Origin of the sequence: Pseudomonas sp. (assembly GCF_002796985.1) — a bacterium.
In the GTDB taxonomy this organism is placed as follows: Bacteria; Pseudomonadota; Gammaproteobacteria; order Pseudomonadales; family Pseudomonadaceae; genus Pseudomonas.
The window spans coordinates 298,253-315,489 of record NZ_PEKX01000002.1; the positions used below are offsets into that span (position 1 = coordinate 298,253).

The following is a 17,237-nucleotide window of genomic DNA, read 5'->3' on the forward strand; positions in this document are numbered from 1 at the left end:
GTTGTCGAACTCAGCAAGGGATAACGACATGGCACTTAAAAAAGAAGGGCCGGAGTTTGACGTCGATGATGAAGTGCTCCTGCTGGAGCCTGGCATCATCCTCGAAGAGTCATTTGCCGAAGAGCAGGTATCGCTTCGAGTCACTCCTAAAGCCACCTCACGCTCCTCTCTCAAGCAACACAAGCACATCGACTACAGCCGCGCGCTCGACGCGACTCAGTTGTATCTGAATGAAATTGGTTTCTCGCCGCTCCTGACGCCGGAAGAGGAAGTCCATTTTGCGCGCCTCGCGCAGAAGGGCGACCCGGCCGGTCGCCGCCGAATGATCGAAAGTAACCTGCGTCTGGTGGTGAAGATCGCGCGACGTTACGTCAACCGCGGTCTTTCCCTGCTCGACCTGATCGAAGAGGGCAACCTCGGGTTGATTCGCGCGGTGGAGAAGTTCGACCCCGAGCGCGGCTTCCGCTTCTCCACTTACGCAACCTGGTGGATTCGCCAGACCATCGAGCGGGCCATCATGAACCAGACCCGCACCATTCGTTTGCCGATCCATGTGGTGAAGGAACTCAACGTCTACCTGCGGGCAGCTCGTGAGCTGACCCAGAAGCTGGACCACGAGCCGTCGCCCGAGGAAATCGCCAACCTGCTCGAGAAGCCGGTGGCAGAGGTCAAGCGGATGCTTGGTCTGAACGAGCGGGTCACTTCGGTGGATGTCTCCCTCGGCCCGGATTCGGACAAGACGCTGCTTGATACCTTGACTGACGATCGTCCGACCGATCCTTGTGAACTGCTGCAGGATGACGACCTCAGCGAGAGCATTGATCTATGGCTGTCGGAACTGACTGACAAGCAGCGTGAGGTGGTGATTCGCCGCTTCGGTCTGCGCGGCCATGAAAGCAGCACCCTGGAGGAAGTTGGCCAGGAAATCGGCCTGACCCGTGAGCGGGTTCGGCAGATCCAGGTCGAGGCCCTCAAGCGCTTGCGCGAGATCCTCGAAAAGAACGGCCTGTCGAGTGACGCACTGTTCCAGTAATGCTCAGGTCGACCACAAAGAAGCCCGGATGATTCCGGGCTTTTTTATGCGTCGCGATGTAAGCATTCACTTACAAGGTGTGTGAGTGTTCAGCTTGAAATGCCGCCAGCCTCAACGTCGCCTGATCATATCTTTATGTTTTTAAAGGATTTTAATTGCAACGCAAGATGCCGAAAGAGATAGGTGCGCGGAACTGACCCAGTTGCCGGATTTGGGGCAGTGGGTAATATCACTCCTGCGTACACGGAAAGGCGCAGGCCGGTAAGGATGTCGGTCAGGACTCCCGCAGGATGCGGTTCATCAGGATGATGAAGAAGGGAAGAAAGAGTGGGCGGGTTATCCCGCCCCTTTTTTTGCCTGCAGAAAAGTGCCGTAGCAGATACAGAAAGGCCCGCATGAAGCGGGCCTTTCTTATTTTGACAATGGAGATCAGCGCTCCAGGTACTGCATCTTGTTCGGCTTGCCGTCCCACTCTTCAGCGTCCGGCAGGGAGTCCTTCTTCTCGGTGATATTCGGCCAGACGTCAGCCAGATCCTTGTTCAACTCGGTGAACTCCTGCATGCCATCCGGGACTTCGTCCTCGGAGAAGATCGCCTGTGCCGGGCACTCCGGTTCGCACAGGGCGCAGTCGATGCACTCATCCGGGTGGATCACCAGGAAGTTCGGGCCTTCGTAGAAGCAGTCCACCGGGCATACTTCCACGCAGTCGGTGTATTTGCACTTGATGCAGTTGTCGGTGACGACGAAGGTCATTTCTAATTTTCTCCTCAGACGGGCGGCTAAGCGCGCGCGATTCTATCAGCTTGTCTTGCGGTCCGTCAGACTCGCATCTTCCATGCATATAACAATTCGAGAGCTTGACGCGGTGTCAGGTCATCGGGGCTGACACGCATCAGCTCTTCGACGATCGGGTGCGGCAGGCTGGCGAAGAGGTCGCTTTGCAGTGGCGCCGGGCTTTTCGGGTCGGTCGAGCGCGGTGCTTCATGAGGCAGGCTGGTGGTTTCCAGGCGCGACAGATGCTCGCGGGCGCGCTGAATTACCGCACCCGGTACACCGGCCAGTTGTGCAACCGCGAGGCCATAACTTTGGCTGGCCGGGCCGGGCAGCACGTGGTGCAGAAACACGATGCGCTCGTTGTGTTCGGTGGCGTTCAGGTGCACGTTGGCCACTGCCGGCTCACTTTCGGGCAGCACGGTCAGCTCGAAATAGTGAGTGGCGAACAGGGTAAAGGCGCGCAGTTTGGCCAGGTGTTCGGCAGCGGACCAGGCCAGCGACAGGCCGTCGAAGGTGCTGGTGCCGCGGCCCACTTCGTCCATCAGTACCAGGCTGCGGTCGCTGGCGTTGTGCAGGATATTCGCGGTTTCGCTCATCTCCACCATGAAGGTGGAGCGGCCGCCGGCGAGGTCGTCGGAGGAGCCGATACGGGTGAAGATACGGTCCACCAAGGACAGTTCACAACGTGCCGCCGGGACGAAGCTGCCGATGTGGGCTAGCAGCACAATCAGCGCTGTTTGCCGCATATAGGTCGATTTACCGCCCATGTTCGGACCGGTAATCACCAGCATGCGGGTGTCTTCGTCGAGGTTCAGGTCGTTGGCGACGAAGGGCGTATCCAGCACCTGCTCGACCACCGGGTGGCGACCCTGCTCGATGAGAATGCCGGACTCTTCGACGAAACGCGGGCGGTTCAGGTCTAGGTTCAGTGCACGCTCGGCGAGGTTGGACAGCACGTCCAGTTCTGCCAGGGCGGCAGCGGTGTCCTGCAGCGGCGCCAACTGGCCGATCAGCAGTTCCAGCAGTTCTTCGTAGAGCTGCTTCTCGCGGGCCAGGGCACGGCTCTGGGCCGACAGTGCCTTGTCTTCGAAGGCTTTCAGTTCCGGCGTGATGAAGCGCTCGGCGCCTTTCAGGGTCTGGCGGCGGATGTAGTCGGCGGGGGCCTGTTCGGCCTGCACACGCGGCAGTTCGATGTAGTAGCCGTGGATGCGGTTGTAGCCGACCTTCAGGTTCGGCAGGCCGGTTCGGGCCTTTTCGCGAGTCTCCAGGTCCATCAGGTACTGGCCGGCGTTCTCGCTGAGCATCTGCAGCTCGTCCAGCTCGGCATCGTAGCCGCGGGCGATGACGCCACCATCACGGATAACGGCCGGCGGGTTCTCGATCACCGCGCGGGCCAGCAGGTCGGCCAGTTCCGGATAGGTGCGGATGCTGACGGCCAGTTCGCCCAGGTGCGGGGCTTCCAGCTCGGTCATGCCACTCTGCAGTTCCGGCAGGGCGGCGAGGGCGTCGCGCAGGCGGGCGAGGTCGCGCGGGCGGGCATTGCGCAGGCCGATACGCGCGAGGATGCGCTCCACATCGCCGATTTCCTTCAGCTGCGGCTGGAGGGTTTCGAAACGGTAACGTTCCAGCAGGCAGGCGATCGACTCCTGGCGCGCCTCGAGCACGGTGCGGTCACGCAGCGGGCGGTTCAGCCAGCGGGTCAGCAGGCGGCTGCCCATGGCAGTCTGGCAACGGTCGACTACCGACTGCAGTGTGTTGTCGCGCCCGCCCGCGAGGTTGGTGTCCAGTTCCAGGTTGCGGCGGCTGGCGCCATCGAGGATCACCGTGTCGTCGATGCGCTCGTGACGCAGGCTGCGCAGGTGCGGCAGGGCGGTGCGCTGGGTTTCCTTGGCGTAGGTCAGCAGGCAGCCCGCGGCACCGATGGCCAGGGTCAGTTCCTGGCAGCCGAAGCCCTTGAGGTCCTGCACGCCGAACTGCTGGCACAGGCCTTTCTTCGCCGAGTCACGATCGAAGTCCCAGGGCGCGCGGCGGTGTGCTCCACGGCGCTTTTCCGCCGGCAGGCCCTGGGGCCAGTCATCGGGAATCAGCAGCTCGGCGGGATTCAGGCGCTCCAGTTCGGCCAGCAGGGTCTCCCAGCCTTTTATTTCCTGGACGTTGAAACGGCCGCTGGTGATATCCAGCACGGCCAGGCCAAACAGGCGCTCATCGCCCAGTACGGCGGCGATCAGGTTGTCGCGGCGTTCGTCGAGCAGCGCTTCGTCGCTGACAGTGCCGGGGGTAAGGATGCGCACCACCTGGCGGTCGACGGGGCCCTTGCTGGTGGCCGGGTCGCCGATCTGCTCACAGATCACCACTGACTCACCGAGCTTCACCAGTTTGGCGAGGTAGCCCTCGGCGGAGTGAAACGGGATACCCGCCATGGGAATGGAGTTGCCGGCGGACTGGCCGCGCGCGGTCAGAGTGATATCCAGCAGCTTGGCGGCTTTCTTGGCGTCCTCGTAGAACAGCTCATAGAAGTCGCCCATGCGGTAGAACATCAGTTGGTCCGGGTGCTGGTTCTTCAGCCGCCAATACTGCTGCATCATGGGGGTGTGGGCGGAAAGGTCGCTCTGACTCATGGCTTCTGGCTGTCCGGCTTCAACATGCAAAAGCGCCTAGTGTACGGTATCCGCCTGGCCTTCTTTAACCCCGGAGCGCACTGTGCCCGACACCGATTCCTTTATTACCGAGCAATCCATCACCGAACTGGCCACCCGACTTGGAGGGCGGTTGGCGGCTAACAAATTGCGCGTCACTACCGCCGAATCCTGCACCGGTGGCGGCATCGCCGAGGCGATCACCCGCATTTCCGGCAGCTCCGCATGGTTCGAGGCGGGCTATGTCACCTACTCCAACAGCCAGAAGACTCGTCAGTTGGATGTGCCGACAGAGTTATTCGCGAAGGTCGGCGCCGTGAGCCGGGAGGTGGTCGAAGCCATGGTTGCCGGCGCTTTGCCGCGCAGTGGGGCGGATATTGCCGTAGCGGTCAGCGGTATTGCCGGGCCTGATGGCGGTTCTGCCGAGAAGCCGGTGGGCACCGTCTGGCTGGCATGGAGGAAAGGCGAACAGGTGTTCAGCGAACGCCGTCTGTATGCCGGTGATCGGGAGGCCGTGCGCCGGCAGACGGTAGCGACCGCTCTGGAAGGGCTGTTGCGACTGGCGGACGGGGAAAATCCGATTCAGGGGTAGGCGAGCGGCTTGCCCTGTGGAATAATACTGGCTACTTATACAGTTGTTCGTGGCCGCCCGGCCGCCTGACTTCGCGAGGACTTCAATGGACGACAACAAGAAGCGCGCCCTGGCCGCGGCCCTGGGACAGATCGAACGCCAATTCGGCAAAGGCGCGGTCATGCGCATGGGCGACCATGAGCGCCAGGCTATTCCCGCCATCTCCACCGGCTCGCTGGGCCTGGACATCGCGCTGGGTATCGGCGGTCTACCGCGCGGCCGTATCGTCGAGATCTACGGCCCGGAATCCTCGGGTAAGACCACGCTGACCCTGTCGGTCATCGCCCAGGCGCAGAAAGTCGGCGCCACTTGCGCCTTCGTCGACGCCGAGCACGCGCTGGACCCGGACTACGCCGGCAAGCTGGGCGTCAACGTCGACGACCTGCTGGTTTCCCAGCCGGACACCGGCGAACAGGCCCTGGAAATCACCGACATGCTGGTGCGCTCCAACGCCGTTGACGTGATCATCGTCGACTCCGTGGCTGCCCTGGTGCCCAAGGCCGAAATCGAAGGCGAGATGGGCGACCAGCACGTCGGCCTGCAGGCCCGCCTGATGTCCCAGGCGCTGCGCAAGATCACCGGCAACATCAAGAACGCCAACTGCCTGGTTATCTTCATCAACCAGATCCGTATGAAGATCGGCGTGATGTTCGGCAACCCGGAAACCACCACCGGCGGTAACGCGCTGAAGTTTTACTCCTCCGTTCGTCTCGACATCCGTCGTACCGGCGCGGTGAAGGAAGGCGACGAGGTGGTCGGCAGCGAAACCCGCGTCAAGGTCGTGAAGAACAAGGTCGCTCCGCCGTTCCGTCAGGCCGAGTTCCAGATCATGTACGGCCGCGGCATCTACCGCACCGGCGAGATCATTGACCTGGGCGTACAGTTGGGCCTGATCGAAAAGTCCGGCGCCTGGTACAGCTATCAGGGCAGCAAGATCGGTCAGGGCAAGGCCAACGCCGCCAAGTACCTGGAGGACAACGTTGAGGTCTGCACCACGCTGGACAAGGCCATCCGCGACCAACTGCTGTCCAAGCAGACGCCGCCGACCAAGGCTGAGCTCGCTGCGGCGGAAGCCGAGGCAGAAGCTGAAGTCGACCTCTGATCGTCATGTCCGTCGAGCTCGATAACCCCGTCGCGGTGCGGCGGGTCGCCATGGACCTGCTGGCAAGACGCGAGCATGGCCGGGCGGAGCTCTCGCGCAAGCTGCGGCAACGCGGTGCCACGCAGGACCTGATCGACCCTGTCCTCGACCGCTTGGCCGAGGAGGGGTTGCTCAATGAAAGTCGCTACCTGGAAAGCTATATCGCCAGCCGTGCGCGGGCCGGTTACGGTCCGATGCGGATTCGTGAGGAGCTGTCGCAGCGTGGCTTGCCCCGTGGCGAGATCGACAGTGCGCTGAGCGAGTCGGGCGTCGACTGGAGCGCAAACCTGCGTGAGGTCTGGCACCGTAAATTCGCCCGGCTACCGCAGGACGCCCGTGAGCGAGCCCAACAAGGGCGGTTCCTGAGCTACCGGGGCTACTCGATGGAAGCCATCAGCCGGCTTCTGAGCGGTCGACGATCCGATGATTGAACGAACAAGGCACCCAAGCGGGTGCCTTGTTCGTTTTTGGCCTCGGAAAATCAGCGCTCCCAATTCTCCGGCTGGTTGATGAAGTCCAGCAGCTCGCGCAGACGCCCTTGGTCGCGACCGTTGAAGGCGAAGGCCAGGCGGGTGAGATGGGAAAACTCCGGTTCGTCCAGTTCCGACTCGCTGTAGGGCTGCTGGTGGAAACCATCGGTCACGCACAGCTTGCCGAACTCGCGCTCCAGCAGCTGCAGCGCCCGTGCGCTCAGCGGATGGTTCAGGCGAATCACGAAGCGGTCCTTGAGCCAGCGGCTGGAGTGGAAGTTGCTGTAGAACTGGGCGATTTCCTCGACGGCTTCCTCGGCTGAATGGACCAGCTTCATCAGGTTCATGTCGCTGGGCAGGATGTAGCCGTTGTCCTCCAGTTGTTCCTTGATGAACTCCAGGGCGTGATCCCAGTAGTGCCCGCCCGGCTGGTCGAGCAGGACGACGGGCACCAGCGGGCTCTTGCCGGTCTGGATCAGGGTGAGTACTTCCAGCGCTTCATCCAGCGTGCCGAAGCCGCCGGGGCAGAGGACCAGGGCATCAGCCTCCTTGACGAAGAACAGCTTGCGCAGGAAGAAGAAGTGGAATGACAGCAGGTTGCTGGTGCCGTCCACGATTGGGTTGGCGTGTTGCTCGAAGGGCAGGGTGATGTTGAAGCCGAGGCTGTTTTCCAGCCCGGCGCCTTCATGGGCGGCGGCCATGATGCCGCCCCCAGCGCCAGTGATGACCATCAGATCGTAACGGGCCAGGGTTTCACCCAGCTCGCGGGCCAGGGCATAGACGGGATGGTCGGCCGGGGTGCGGGCCGAACCAAAAACGGTGACTTTGCGACGACGCTTGAACTGCTCCAGGGTGCTGAAGGCGTGCTCCATTTCGCGCAAGGTCTGTAGCATGATCTTGGCGTCCCAGCGATTGCGGTCGGCTTGGGCCATGCGGGCGATGGTGGTCAGCATCTCGCGATACAGCGGCAGGTTCTGGCTGTTGCCGGGGGCTGCGAGTTCGGCCAGTTCCTCGATCTTCTGCGTCAGGTCCGTGCCGCTGGTCTGGAAGTGTCTGGAGAGGTAGTCGTCGGGCTCATAGGGCATGTGTTGATACTCCTTGTTCATCAACCCCTGTTCGCCTGTCCATGGGCGGCGCCGGCCACGCAAGGTGACTTCGGGCGGTAACGCATTGGCGCTTCGCCGCACGCACAGGGTTCAGCAGGAGGCCTGCCCAGTCTGGCACGCGGGGTGTGACAGCGGTGAGGCCTCGGTTCAAATGGCGATCCGGTCTCCGGGCTCCGGAATGTTGGCCGTCCAGTTCAGGCGATCCTGGAGTGCCCCCTTGAGTGCATCCATCTTTTCCCGCTCGCCATGTATCAGGTATAGCTCGGGTTTGTTCTCGAAGTTGCCAACCCACTGAATTAATTGTGATTGTCCCGCGTGAGCGGAGAACCCCCCGAGGGTGTGTATCTGTGCCTTGACACTGATGCGCTGGCGCAGGATGCGCACTGTCTCGGCTCCGTCGACGATGGCGCGCCCCAGGGTGCCCTTCGCCTGGAAGCCGGGGAAGACGATATGGCACTCCTCGCGCCAGAGGTTGTGTTTGAGGTGGTGGACGATACGCCCGCCGGTGCACATACCGCTGCCGGCGATGATGATGGCGCCGCTCTTGATGCGATTCAGCGCCATGGATTCGTCGGCGCTCTGGGTCGTGCGCAGGATCGGCAGCCACTCGCCGACCTTGGAGGTGCCGGTGCCGCGCATGTATTCGCGGTCGACGTCGGCGATCTCGCCGATGTGCTGCAGGTAGATGTTGTTCGCTTGCGCGGCCATGGGGCTGTCGAGGTAGACCACCTGCTGTGGTAGCCGACCTTCCTGGTAGAAGCGGCCGAGGTAGTAGATCAGGTCCTGGGTGCGGCCCACGGCGAAAGACGGGATCAGCACGTTGCCGCCCTCGTTCTGCGCACGCTGGAGGATGCCGGCCAGTTCCAGCAGGGTGTCGTTGGCATCGCGGTGATCGCGGTCGCCGTAGGTGGATTCCAGCAGCACTACGTCGGCGCGGGTCAGTGGTGTCGGTGTGCGCATCAGCGGTGAGCAGGTGCTGCCCAGGTCGCCGGAGAACACCAGGCGGCGGGTCGAGCCGAACTCATGGATTTCCAGTTCGACGATGGCCGAGCCGAGGATGTGCCCGGCGTTGTGGAAGGTCACGCGGATGCCACGCGCCACATCCACCGTGCTGCCATAGCTGACGCGGCGGCGCTGGTTCAGCGCGCGCGAGGCGTCCTCGACGTTGTACAGCGGCTTCACCGGCGGCTTGCCCAGGCGTGCGCGCCACTTGTTCTCCCACTCGGCATCCTTCTCCTGGATGTGCGCCGAGTCCATCAGCATCAGTTCCAGCAGGTCGCAGCAGGATTCGGTGGCGTAGATCGGCCCCTTGTAGCCTTCCTTCGCCAGGCGCGGCAGCAGGCCGCTGTGGTCCAGGTGGGCGTGGGACAGGACGACGGCATCCAGTTCCTTCGGATCGAAGGAGAAGGGCGTACGGTTGCTGGTCTCGTTCTCGCGGGTGCCCTTGTTGCCGCTGCGCCCTTGGCGCATCCCGCATTCGAGCAGCACGCGGACGCCGTCGCGGGTTTCCAGCAGGTAACAGGAACCGGTGACCTCCTGGATCGCGCCGATGAAGGTGAGAAGCGCCATGTTGTCTCCTTGTCGGAATTCTCTTTCAGACTTGCCCGAATGGTTGGGGCACTCGTTGATACATGTCAGCGCCCGTCCGATCTGTGGCGACCTAGACTTTCCCCGAAAGCCAAGGGAGAGCCGACATGCCACAAATCCTGCCAAGCCCCGAGGAACTTGCCGCCCATGCGGCAGCCGAGCCGGAATATGCCCGTTGGCTGCTGGGCCGTGGTCCGCTTCAGCATAGCGTGCAGACCCAGGCGGCGGTCTTTCGTGTCGCTCATCAATGGGTTCAGTACGGCTTGCAGCCCGATCTGGCCAGTGTCTATCGGCTGTTCAGCGCGCTGGATCGCCTGACTTGCGCCGGCCTCTGGCTGGTGGCCCACATGACCTACGCCAGGCGGGTTCGCCTCGATGGCGCGCCCTTGCAGGCCGAGGACTTCAAGGCGCAGCCCGAGGGTCACACGGGCGGTGCACTGAACATGGTGCCCGCCTACGCCGGTTACCTCGCGCTGAATGCCCTGAGCGGCAAGACCCGTGGCTGGCTGATGGGGCAGGGGCACTGCGTGGCGGCGATCGACGCACTCAACGTACTCACCGGCAACCTGCATCCGGAACAGGCCGCAGCCTACGGAAACGGCGAGGCCGGACTGGATCGGCTGGTGCAGGATTTCTACAGCTATGCCCAGGGGCCAGACGGCAAGGTCGCTGTGCCGCTGGGCAGCCACGTCAACCCGCACACGGCCGGCGGCATTGCCGAAGGCGGGTACCTCGGTTTCGCCGAGCTGATGTACGCGCACATGCCGCTGCCAGGCGAGACCCTGGTGGCCTTTCTCTCCGACGGCGCTGCCGAGGAACAGCGCGGTAGTGACTGGATCCCCCGCTGGTGGCGCGCCGAGGATTGCGGCACGGCGCTGCCGGTGATGATCGCCAATGGTCGGCGCATCGAGCAGCGCACCGACCTGGGCACTCATGAAGGGCTGGAGGGCTTCAAGCTCCACCTGCGGCGTTGTGGCTTCGACCCGATCAGTTTCGATGGGCGTGACCCGGCGGCCTTCGTCTGTGCGCTGTGGGAAATGGAAGAGCGCCTGCAACACCGCGTCGATGAGAAGGAGCGCGGCATCCTGCGCTATCCGCTGCCGATCCCCTATGGCATTGCCGAGACGACAAAGGGCTACGGCTTCTACGGTGCCGGTAGCAACGCCGCGCACAACCTGCCGCTGCCGGGTAACCCCAGTGAGGATGCCACTGCGCGCGAGCTGTTCAACCAGCACGCGGCGCCGCTTTGGGTCGAACCCGACGAGCTTGCCGAAGCGTGCCGTCTGTTCGCCGATTCACGCAGCGGCCGGCTGCTGGAGCGGGATAACCCGCTGGCGGTGCGTCGGCCCATCGAACCGTCGATTCCGCCGCTGCACTACCGCAATGACGAATGCTCGCCGATGGCGGCGTTGGATCGCTTCTATGTCGACCTGTGCGCTGCCAACCCGGACCTCCGTGCCCGAGTCGGCAACCCGGATGAGCTGGCGAGCAACCGCCTGGGCGGCGTGCTCAAGGCGCTGCGGCACCGGGTGAGCGAGCCGGAAAGCGATCTGGAGGCCGTGGATGGGCGGATCATCACGGCGCTCAACGAAGAGGCAGTGGTTTCCGCCTGCCTGGCCAACCAGGGCGGACTGAACCTGGTGGCCAGCTACGAAGCCTTCTGCGTGAAGATGCTCGGTGCGGTGCGCCAGACACTGATCTTCGCTCGCCAACAGAAGGAGGCCGGGCGCCCGGCAGGATGGCTCGGCTGGCCGCTGGTGGCGACTTCGCACACCTGGGAAAACGGCAAGAACCAGCAGTCCCACCAGGACACCACCTTCTGCGAAGCGCTGCTGGGCGAGATGAGCGACATGGTGCGGGTGATCTTCCCCGCCGACCACAACAGCCTTCTGGCGCTGTTGCCGGAGATCTATCGCAGTCGAGGACAACTGGCCTGCATCGTGGCGCCCAAGCGCGAGCGTCCGGTGGTGTTCAACCAGGCCCAGGCCGAGCAACTGGCGCGGGATGGCGCGATCCTGATGGATGAGCACCCCGGCGCCGAGCCGCTGCTGCTGATTGCCAATGGCAGTTACCAACTGGCCGAGATGCGTCGCGCCGCGCTGCGGCTGGAAGAAGCCGGCTATCCCTACCGGTTGGTGTACCTGCAGGAGCCGGGACGCTTCCGCGCGCCGCGCGATAACTGGGAGCTGCAGTCCCTGGCTGACGAGTCCGTGGCCATGCGCCTGTTCCCTGACCATTACCAGCGCCGCGTGCTGCTCACCCACATGCGCCCGGAAGTGGCGCGCGGGCACCTCTGGCCGATCCTGCCGGACGCGTTGAAGACGGCGGTGCTGGGCTATCGCAACCAGGGAGGGACGCTGGACGAGGCGGGCATGCTGTTCGCCAACCGTTGCAGTTGGGCCCATGTGCTGGCGGCCTGCGCGCGGTTGCTGGACGTGCCGCGCAGCGCCTTGCTCGCGGTGGACGAAGCGGCAGCGGTGGCGGGCAAGGAAAGCCCGTCCGTGCTGCGCTGATGAGCGCTGGCGCAGCCGCCGCAGGGCGGTTGCGCGGGGCTCAGCGCTTGAGCGGCTTGATCAGGCCGTCGAGGCCGTCGATCTTCAGTTCCAGGGTCAGTTGCATCAGCCGGCCCAGTTCACCGGGCGGGAACTGGCCCTTCTTGTAGAACCACAGCAGGTACTCGTCCGGCAGGTCCACCAGCATGCGGCCCTGGTACTTGCCGAAGGGCATCGGCGTGCGCGCGATCTTCAGCAACTGTTCCTTGTCGAGCATCGCGGCGGCTTACTTCTTCAGCTTGATCTTGCAACTGCCGGCGTCGAAACGCTCGGTGGCGACCGGAGCGTTGGTCTTGTACTCGGTGAAGCTGTAAGTGAGGATCGCACCCTCGGCCAGCAGTTGGCGGTAGGCGGTGTTGCTGCACACGCTGTCGCCCAGTTGGCTGCGCACGCTGTCCGGGTTCTCGCGCATGCGCTCGGCATGGCTGGCGCGGACACTCAGGTGGTTGATCAACTGCGGACCTTCCACGGTGTAGCCCTGGTCGAGAATGTCCTCGTTGATCGCGCGCGGGGTGCCTTCACTGCTTTCCTTGGCGACCTTTTCCAGGGTCTGGGTCAGTTCGAAGTCCTTCTTCGACGCGGCGTGCGCGACGGGAATGACGAGGCAGAGGGCGAGGGCGGTGAGGCGCAGCATGGGCATCTCCAGACAATGGTGCCGATTCGACCGTGGCGAGCCTTCCGGGTTCGACGGTCATTCAAGCCGCTTATTGTCCCTTAAAACGGCCCGCATGCCGAGACGCTATTACCGCAGGCCACGGGGTGCGCCGCCAGGCGGCCAACCCCGTCAAAGGATGGAGCGGCAAGTGCAGCAGCCATCGGACGCGCTTTTTGCCCTCGTCGGGGTGACAGTCCCTTGGCTGGTCGTCGCCTACAAGCGCTCTGGTACAATCGGCGGTCCGCAACCGTCGTCCTGTTCGAGCTTTCGATGTCCCGTCCGATCTCCCGCACCCCAGTGGCCAGCGCATGAGCCACGCCGTCGCCCGCCTGCGCGATGAGCGCCTGGCCCGTTGCATCAAGCCGTTCTTCGCCCGTGGCTCGCGCTCGCCGCGCTGCCCAGGCTGCCGTCTGCGGCCGAACTACTGCATGTGCAGCCTGCGCCCGCAGGTCGAGTCCGACGCGGCGATGTGCCTGGTGATGTTCGACACCGAGCCGCTCAAACCGAGCAATACCGGCTGGCTGATCGCCGAGACGGTGCCCGAGACCTGGGCCTTCGGCTGGTCGCGCATCGAGGTCGACCCGGCGCTGCTGGCGCTGCTCGATGATCCTCAGTGGCAGCCTTATGTGGTGTTCCCCGGTGAGTTCGTCCAGCCAGAGCGCGTGGTCACCACGGTGGAACCGCAGGACGGCAAGCGACCGCTGTTCATCCTGCTCGACGCCACCTGGAACGAGGCGCGCAAGATGTTCCGCAAAAGCCCCTACCTGGACCGTTTCCCGGTGCTGAGCATCACCCCCGACGCCCTGTCGCGCTACCGCCTGCGCCGCTCGAAGTTCGACGAGCACCTGTGCACTGCCGAAGTCGCCGCACTCTGCCTCGGCCTTGCCGGCGACCGCCGCGCCGGTGATGCGCTGGATGCTTACCTGGACGTGTTCAGCGAACGCTACCTGGGCTCCAAGCGCCAGCAGCCGCTGGACGAGCAGAGCCCAGCGCATCAGGCGTTGATGCCCTTTACCCAGCGATAAATCAGACCGCCAGTGCCCACCTGAAAGAAGCAACGGTCTTCTTTTTTGGAGCCTTGTGCCTGGAATTCCCCTCTCCCTTCGGAGCAGGGCGCGCAGCCAGGGGTAGGGAGAGGGAAATGCCAGGCACGGACTTTCAGAAGAAGACAGTTGCTCCTACGAAGAGCGGCTCTGTTCCAGCAACCGCGCCGTGTCAGCGAAGCGCAACCAGACGGCGCCTTGCCATTCCAGTACGGCCAGTGGGTAACCCTGCACATCACGCATGGTCTGGCGTGGACCGCCTCCCGAGAGCAACTGCGCATCGCGCAGTGCCGGCACTACCTCGTTGCTCAGCCACTGCCGCAGGTTGCGGTTTTCCGGGTGGTAGAAATACACCAGCAGCAGGGTGTAGAGGCCGCTTTCGCTGACCAGCAATTCGTCTTCCCGGCCGCCGGCCAGCCGTTCCCAGCGGAACTGATCGGCGTCGAGCTTGCGGGTGGTGCGGCCGCTCACGTCGCAATTGGTCAGCCGCGCCAGATCACGGGCGGAGAACCAGGCCTGACGGTCGATCATCAGGCCGCGCAGGGTGCGGTCGAAGCGCTGGAAGGTTTGGCACTGCAGGCCAGTGTTGGCCGGGAACTCAAACGAAGGGTTCATGCGGTTTCTCCTTGTACAGATCAAGAACCGCCGCCCGAACGAGGGAAGGGGAGGCGGACCGTGCAAGGGTGGAAAACCGGGTCAAAGCGCAAAAGACCGGCCGGGCCGAAGCCCGCCTCGCACGATCCGCCATAGACAGCCAGAGGCCGTCCGGCCTGGAACAACGGGCCGGACTTTCTCTGTTACGGCATTGCGCTTTAACTCAGGTTTCCACACCTGGCCACGGCTGTTCCGTGGCGGAGAAAACGCTAAGCAAAGGGCTTGTAGGACCGCAACGCCGACGCTGGGTCGGGCGCTTCCCAATTGCCTGTCCCAGGTCTTACGGAGCGATCCGCGCTTAGGAAACAGATTCAGGAAAAGCGAGGGAGGGTGACAGGTCGGCGCGTGCGCGTCTGTCGGTCGATTCTTTTCGGCCTGCCGGAAATCAGAGCTGAATTGTAGGAGCGCTGAGCTAACCCGTAGGATGGGTGGAGCCCAGGCGATACCGATGCTGCTGATGCCAGGACCGATGGGTATCGCTGCGCTCCACGCCATCCTACGAATGCGACCCCGGCAGCCCCGGAGGCACTCGGTTCGCGAGCCAGCTCGCTCCTACAGGAGTGGCGTTCGGCGAAATGTCGTCGTCAGCCGGGAGTGCTTTTTGTAGGACCGAGGGGGCGCCCAGCCCTTGCTCGCGAACAGCATCGCTTTAGAAGCGAAGGCGGTCAGGCCGCCGTGGCCACGGCTTTCTTCGGCCACAGCTGCGCCACCAGCATGCCGGCGAGCATCAGCGCGCAGCCGAAGTAGCCGCGTACATGCAGGGTTTCGTTGAGGAACAGCGCGCCGGCGATGGCGGCAAATACGGCTTCCAGCGAGAGGATGATCGCTGCGTGGGAGGCGATGGCGTGCTTCTGAGCGATGACCTGCAGGGTGAAGCCGGTGGCGACGCCGAACAGGCCGCCGTAGAGCAGGGCGGGGCCGGCCTGGACGATGGCGTCCCAGTGAATCTCCTCGAAGACAAACGCCAGGATCATGCTCACCACCGCGCAAGTGACGAACTGCAGGAAGGCCAGGCGGATCGGGTCGTAGCGGCTGGCGAACAGGCCCACCAGCAGCACATGGCCACCCCAGACGAAGGCACCGGTCAGTTGCAGCCAGTCACCGGAGGCAACGTGGAAGCCCGGGCCGATACTCAGCATCGCCATGCCGGTCACGGCCAGCGCCGCGCCCAGCCAGGTGCCCATGCCGGCGCGGTGGCCGATCAGCAGGCCGAGCAGCGGCACGATGATGACGTAGAGGCCGGTGATGAAGCCGGAATTGGTCACGCTGGTGAACATCAGGCCGACCTGTTGCAGGTTGATCCCCACGGTCAGCGCGGTGCCGATGGCCAGGCCCGCGAGGATCAGGCCACGGTTGAACGGCTGGGCGCCGCGCTTGCTCGACCAGGCCAGCAGCGGCAGCAGTGCCACGGCGCCAAGGGTGAAGCGCAGGCCGGTATAGAGGAAGGGACCGATGGCATCCATCCCGAGGCGTTGCGCGACGAAGGAAACCCCCCAAATCATCGCGGTGAACAGCATCAGGAGATCGGCGCGCAGCGCATGGCTTTTCATCTTGTTCTCGTAACGGGCAGGAAAAAAAGCGGAACTCTGCCGTAACGCCAGGCCTTTGGAAAGGGGAGCGGTGTGTCGGCGGGCACAGCGGCAGGGGCTTTCAGGCCACGGTGTAAGTACCGTTGGGCGATGTATTCGCGCGGACACCGGGGGTAGTCTTTGCGTACAATGCCTGAAGCAGTGCTCCAACCCTGCACCGACCTTTCCTGCGCAAGTCTGGCTGTTATCCACGGCGGGACTTCGGCGCGGCCTTCAAGGAAAATTCATGGCTTCCTACGAGATCCTGATCGCTGACGATCACCCGCTGTTCCGCAGTGCCCTGCACCAGGCCCTGACCATCGGTCTTGGCCCCGAGGCGCGACTGTCGGAAGCGGCGAGTATCGCGGAGTTGGAGACGCGCCTGAACGAGAAGGCGGACTGGGACCTCGTGCTGCTGGACCTGAACATGCCCGGTGCATACGGTTTCTCCGGCCTGGTGCTGTTGCGCGGGCAGTATCCGCAGATTCCGGTGGTGATGGTCTCGGCCCAGGAGGACGCTGCGGTGGTGCAGCGCTCCCGCGAGTTCGGCGCCAGCGGTTTCATCCCCAAGTCCAGTGAACTGAGCGTGCTGCAGCAGGCCGTGCGCTCGGTGCTCGATGGCGACGTCTGGTGGCCGCCGCAAGTGGACGCGGTGACCGAGATGAGCGACGAAGTGCGCGCAGCCAGCGCGGGCCTGGCGAGCCTTACGCCGCAGCAGTTCCGGGTGCTGACGATGGTCTGCGAAGGTTTGCTGAACAAGCAGATCGCTTACGAGCTGAGCGTTTCCGAAGCCACGGTGAAGGCGCACGTCACCGCGATCTTCCGCAAGCTGAACGTGCGCACGCGTACCCAGGCGGCGCTGCTGCTGGCGCAAATGGAGTCGGTGCCTGGGGTCTGAGGCTGTTACTGCCCGGCTATCAGCTGTCACATTCTGTAATCGCCATGACCCCTTTTTAACGATCGCTGGTATAGAGTGCGGCGACCTTTGCCAGTGAGATTCATACGTGTCCGCTTCCCCCTTCAAGGGCCAGACCGGCCTGAAACGCATCTTCAACGCCGCCGGCTATTCGCTGGCCGGCTTCGCCGCCGCCTTCAAGGGTGAAGCGGCCTTCCGCCAGCTGGTGCTGATCAACGTCATCCTGATCCCGCTGTCGTTCTTCTGCGACGTGACCCGTGGCGAGCGTGCGCTGCTGATCGCCGTGTGCCTGCTGGCGCTGATCGTCGAGCTGCTCAACTCTGCCATCGAGGCGGTGGTGGACCGGGTTTCCCTGGAGCGCCACCCGCTGTCGAAGAACGCCAAGGACATGGGCAGCGCCGCGCAGTTCGTGGCGCTGACCATCATCACCGTGACCTGGGCGGGCGTCCTGCTGGGTTGAATTCTGTAGGA

General features: G+C 63.7%; 16 protein-coding genes. 8 read left to right on the forward strand and 8 right to left on the reverse strand.

The window, feature by feature from the left end; translation table 11 throughout:
* Positions 1-28: 28 nt before the first annotated feature.
* On the forward strand, positions 29-1,033 hold the full coding sequence (gene rpoS / locus CTR55_RS01775; protein WP_296283963.1) for an RNA polymerase sigma factor RpoS: 1,005 nt from the start codon (positions 29-31) through the stop codon (positions 1,031-1,033).
* Positions 1,034-1,462: 429 nt separating this feature from the next.
* Here rpoS and fdxA read toward each other — a convergent pair whose 3' ends face one another.
* Together fdxA and mutS are read right to left on the reverse strand one after the other, a co-directional pair.
* The gene (gene fdxA / locus CTR55_RS01780) at positions 1,463-1,786 is read right to left on the reverse strand and encodes a ferredoxin FdxA (protein WP_296283829.1); all 324 of its coding nucleotides are present in this window, start codon (positions 1,784-1,786) and stop codon (positions 1,463-1,465) included.
* A gap of 65 nt (positions 1,787-1,851) precedes the next feature.
* The gene (mutS, locus tag CTR55_RS01785; RefSeq protein ID WP_296283830.1) at positions 1,852-4,425 is read right to left on the reverse strand and encodes a DNA mismatch repair protein MutS; all 2,574 of its coding nucleotides are present in this window, start codon (positions 4,423-4,425) and stop codon (positions 1,852-1,854) included.
* Positions 4,426-4,507: 82 nt separating this feature from the next.
* Between mutS and CTR55_RS01790 the strand changes: the two genes are divergently transcribed.
* The 3 genes from CTR55_RS01790 to recX all read left to right on the forward strand — a co-directional run bounded on the left by CTR55_RS01790 (position 4,508) and on the right by recX (position 6,646).
* Positions 4,508-5,035 carry a CinA family protein gene (locus tag CTR55_RS01790; RefSeq protein ID WP_296283831.1) on the forward strand — a complete coding sequence of 176 codons (528 nt, stop codon included), beginning with the start codon at positions 4,508-4,510 and terminating at the stop codon, positions 5,033-5,035.
* 85 nt (positions 5,036-5,120) lie between these two features.
* Entirely contained in the window at positions 5,121-6,176 is a 1,056-nt protein-coding gene (gene recA / locus CTR55_RS01795; RefSeq protein ID WP_296283832.1) for a recombinase RecA, read from the forward strand.
* A gap of 5 nt (positions 6,177-6,181) precedes the next feature.
* Positions 6,182-6,646 carry a recombination regulator RecX gene (gene recX, locus CTR55_RS01800; RefSeq protein WP_296283833.1) on the forward strand — a complete coding sequence of 155 codons (465 nt, stop codon included), beginning with the start codon at positions 6,182-6,184 and terminating at the stop codon, positions 6,644-6,646.
* Between the two features lie 50 nt (positions 6,647-6,696).
* On the opposite strand, the gene CTR55_RS01805 is transcribed toward recX, so the two are convergent.
* Positions 6,697-7,770 carry a TIGR00730 family Rossman fold protein gene (locus tag CTR55_RS01805; protein WP_296283834.1) on the reverse strand — a complete coding sequence of 358 codons (1,074 nt, stop codon included), beginning with the start codon at positions 7,768-7,770 and terminating at the stop codon, positions 6,697-6,699.
* A 168-nt stretch (positions 7,771-7,938) separates the two neighbouring features.
* Positions 7,939-9,360, reverse strand: a complete 1,422-nt coding sequence (locus CTR55_RS01810) for an MBL fold metallo-hydrolase (protein ID WP_296283835.1) — start codon at positions 9,358-9,360, stop codon at positions 7,939-7,941.
* Positions 9,361-9,485: 125 nt separating this feature from the next.
* On the opposite strand from CTR55_RS01810, the gene CTR55_RS01815 reads away from it, so the two are divergent.
* Positions 9,486-11,891, forward strand: a complete 2,406-nt coding sequence (locus CTR55_RS01815) for a xylulose 5-phosphate 3-epimerase (RefSeq protein ID WP_296283836.1) — start codon at positions 9,486-9,488, stop codon at positions 11,889-11,891.
* 40 nt (positions 11,892-11,931) lie between these two features.
* Here CTR55_RS01815 and CTR55_RS01820 read toward each other — a convergent pair whose 3' ends face one another.
* On the reverse strand, positions 11,932-12,147 hold the full coding sequence (locus CTR55_RS01820) for a DUF3820 family protein (RefSeq protein ID WP_017518005.1): 216 nt from the start codon (positions 12,145-12,147) through the stop codon (positions 11,932-11,934).
* A gap of 9 nt (positions 12,148-12,156) precedes the next feature.
* Positions 12,157-12,564 carry a quorum-sensing-regulated virulence factor family protein gene (locus tag CTR55_RS01825; protein WP_296283837.1) on the reverse strand — a complete coding sequence of 136 codons (408 nt, stop codon included), beginning with the start codon at positions 12,562-12,564 and terminating at the stop codon, positions 12,157-12,159.
* Between the two features lie 329 nt (positions 12,565-12,893).
* On the opposite strand from CTR55_RS01825, the gene CTR55_RS01830 reads away from it, so the two are divergent.
* Positions 12,894-13,610: a tRNA-uridine aminocarboxypropyltransferase gene (locus tag CTR55_RS01830; RefSeq protein WP_296283838.1), complete on the forward strand. Its 717-nt coding sequence runs from the start codon at positions 12,894-12,896 to the stop codon at positions 13,608-13,610.
* A 153-nt stretch (positions 13,611-13,763) separates the two neighbouring features.
* Here CTR55_RS01830 and CTR55_RS01835 read toward each other — a convergent pair whose 3' ends face one another.
* Positions 13,764-14,243: a Bro-N domain-containing protein gene (locus CTR55_RS01835; RefSeq protein WP_296283839.1), complete on the reverse strand. Its 480-nt coding sequence runs from the start codon at positions 14,241-14,243 to the stop codon at positions 13,764-13,766.
* Positions 14,244-14,947: 704 nt separating this feature from the next.
* Positions 14,948-15,832, reverse strand: coding sequence for a DMT family transporter (locus tag CTR55_RS01840; protein ID WP_296283840.1), 885 nt, complete (start codon positions 15,830-15,832; stop codon positions 14,948-14,950).
* Positions 15,833-16,097: 265 nt separating this feature from the next.
* Here CTR55_RS01840 and erdR point away from each other — a divergent pair, with 265 nt between their 5' ends.
* Entirely contained in the window at positions 16,098-16,748 is a 651-nt protein-coding gene (erdR, locus tag CTR55_RS01845) for a response regulator transcription factor ErdR (protein ID WP_296283841.1), read from the forward strand.
* Positions 16,749-16,854: 106 nt separating this feature from the next.
* Entirely contained in the window at positions 16,855-17,226 is a 372-nt protein-coding gene (locus tag CTR55_RS01850) for a diacylglycerol kinase (protein WP_296283842.1), read from the forward strand.
* The last annotated feature ends 11 nt before the right edge of the window (positions 17,227-17,237 follow it).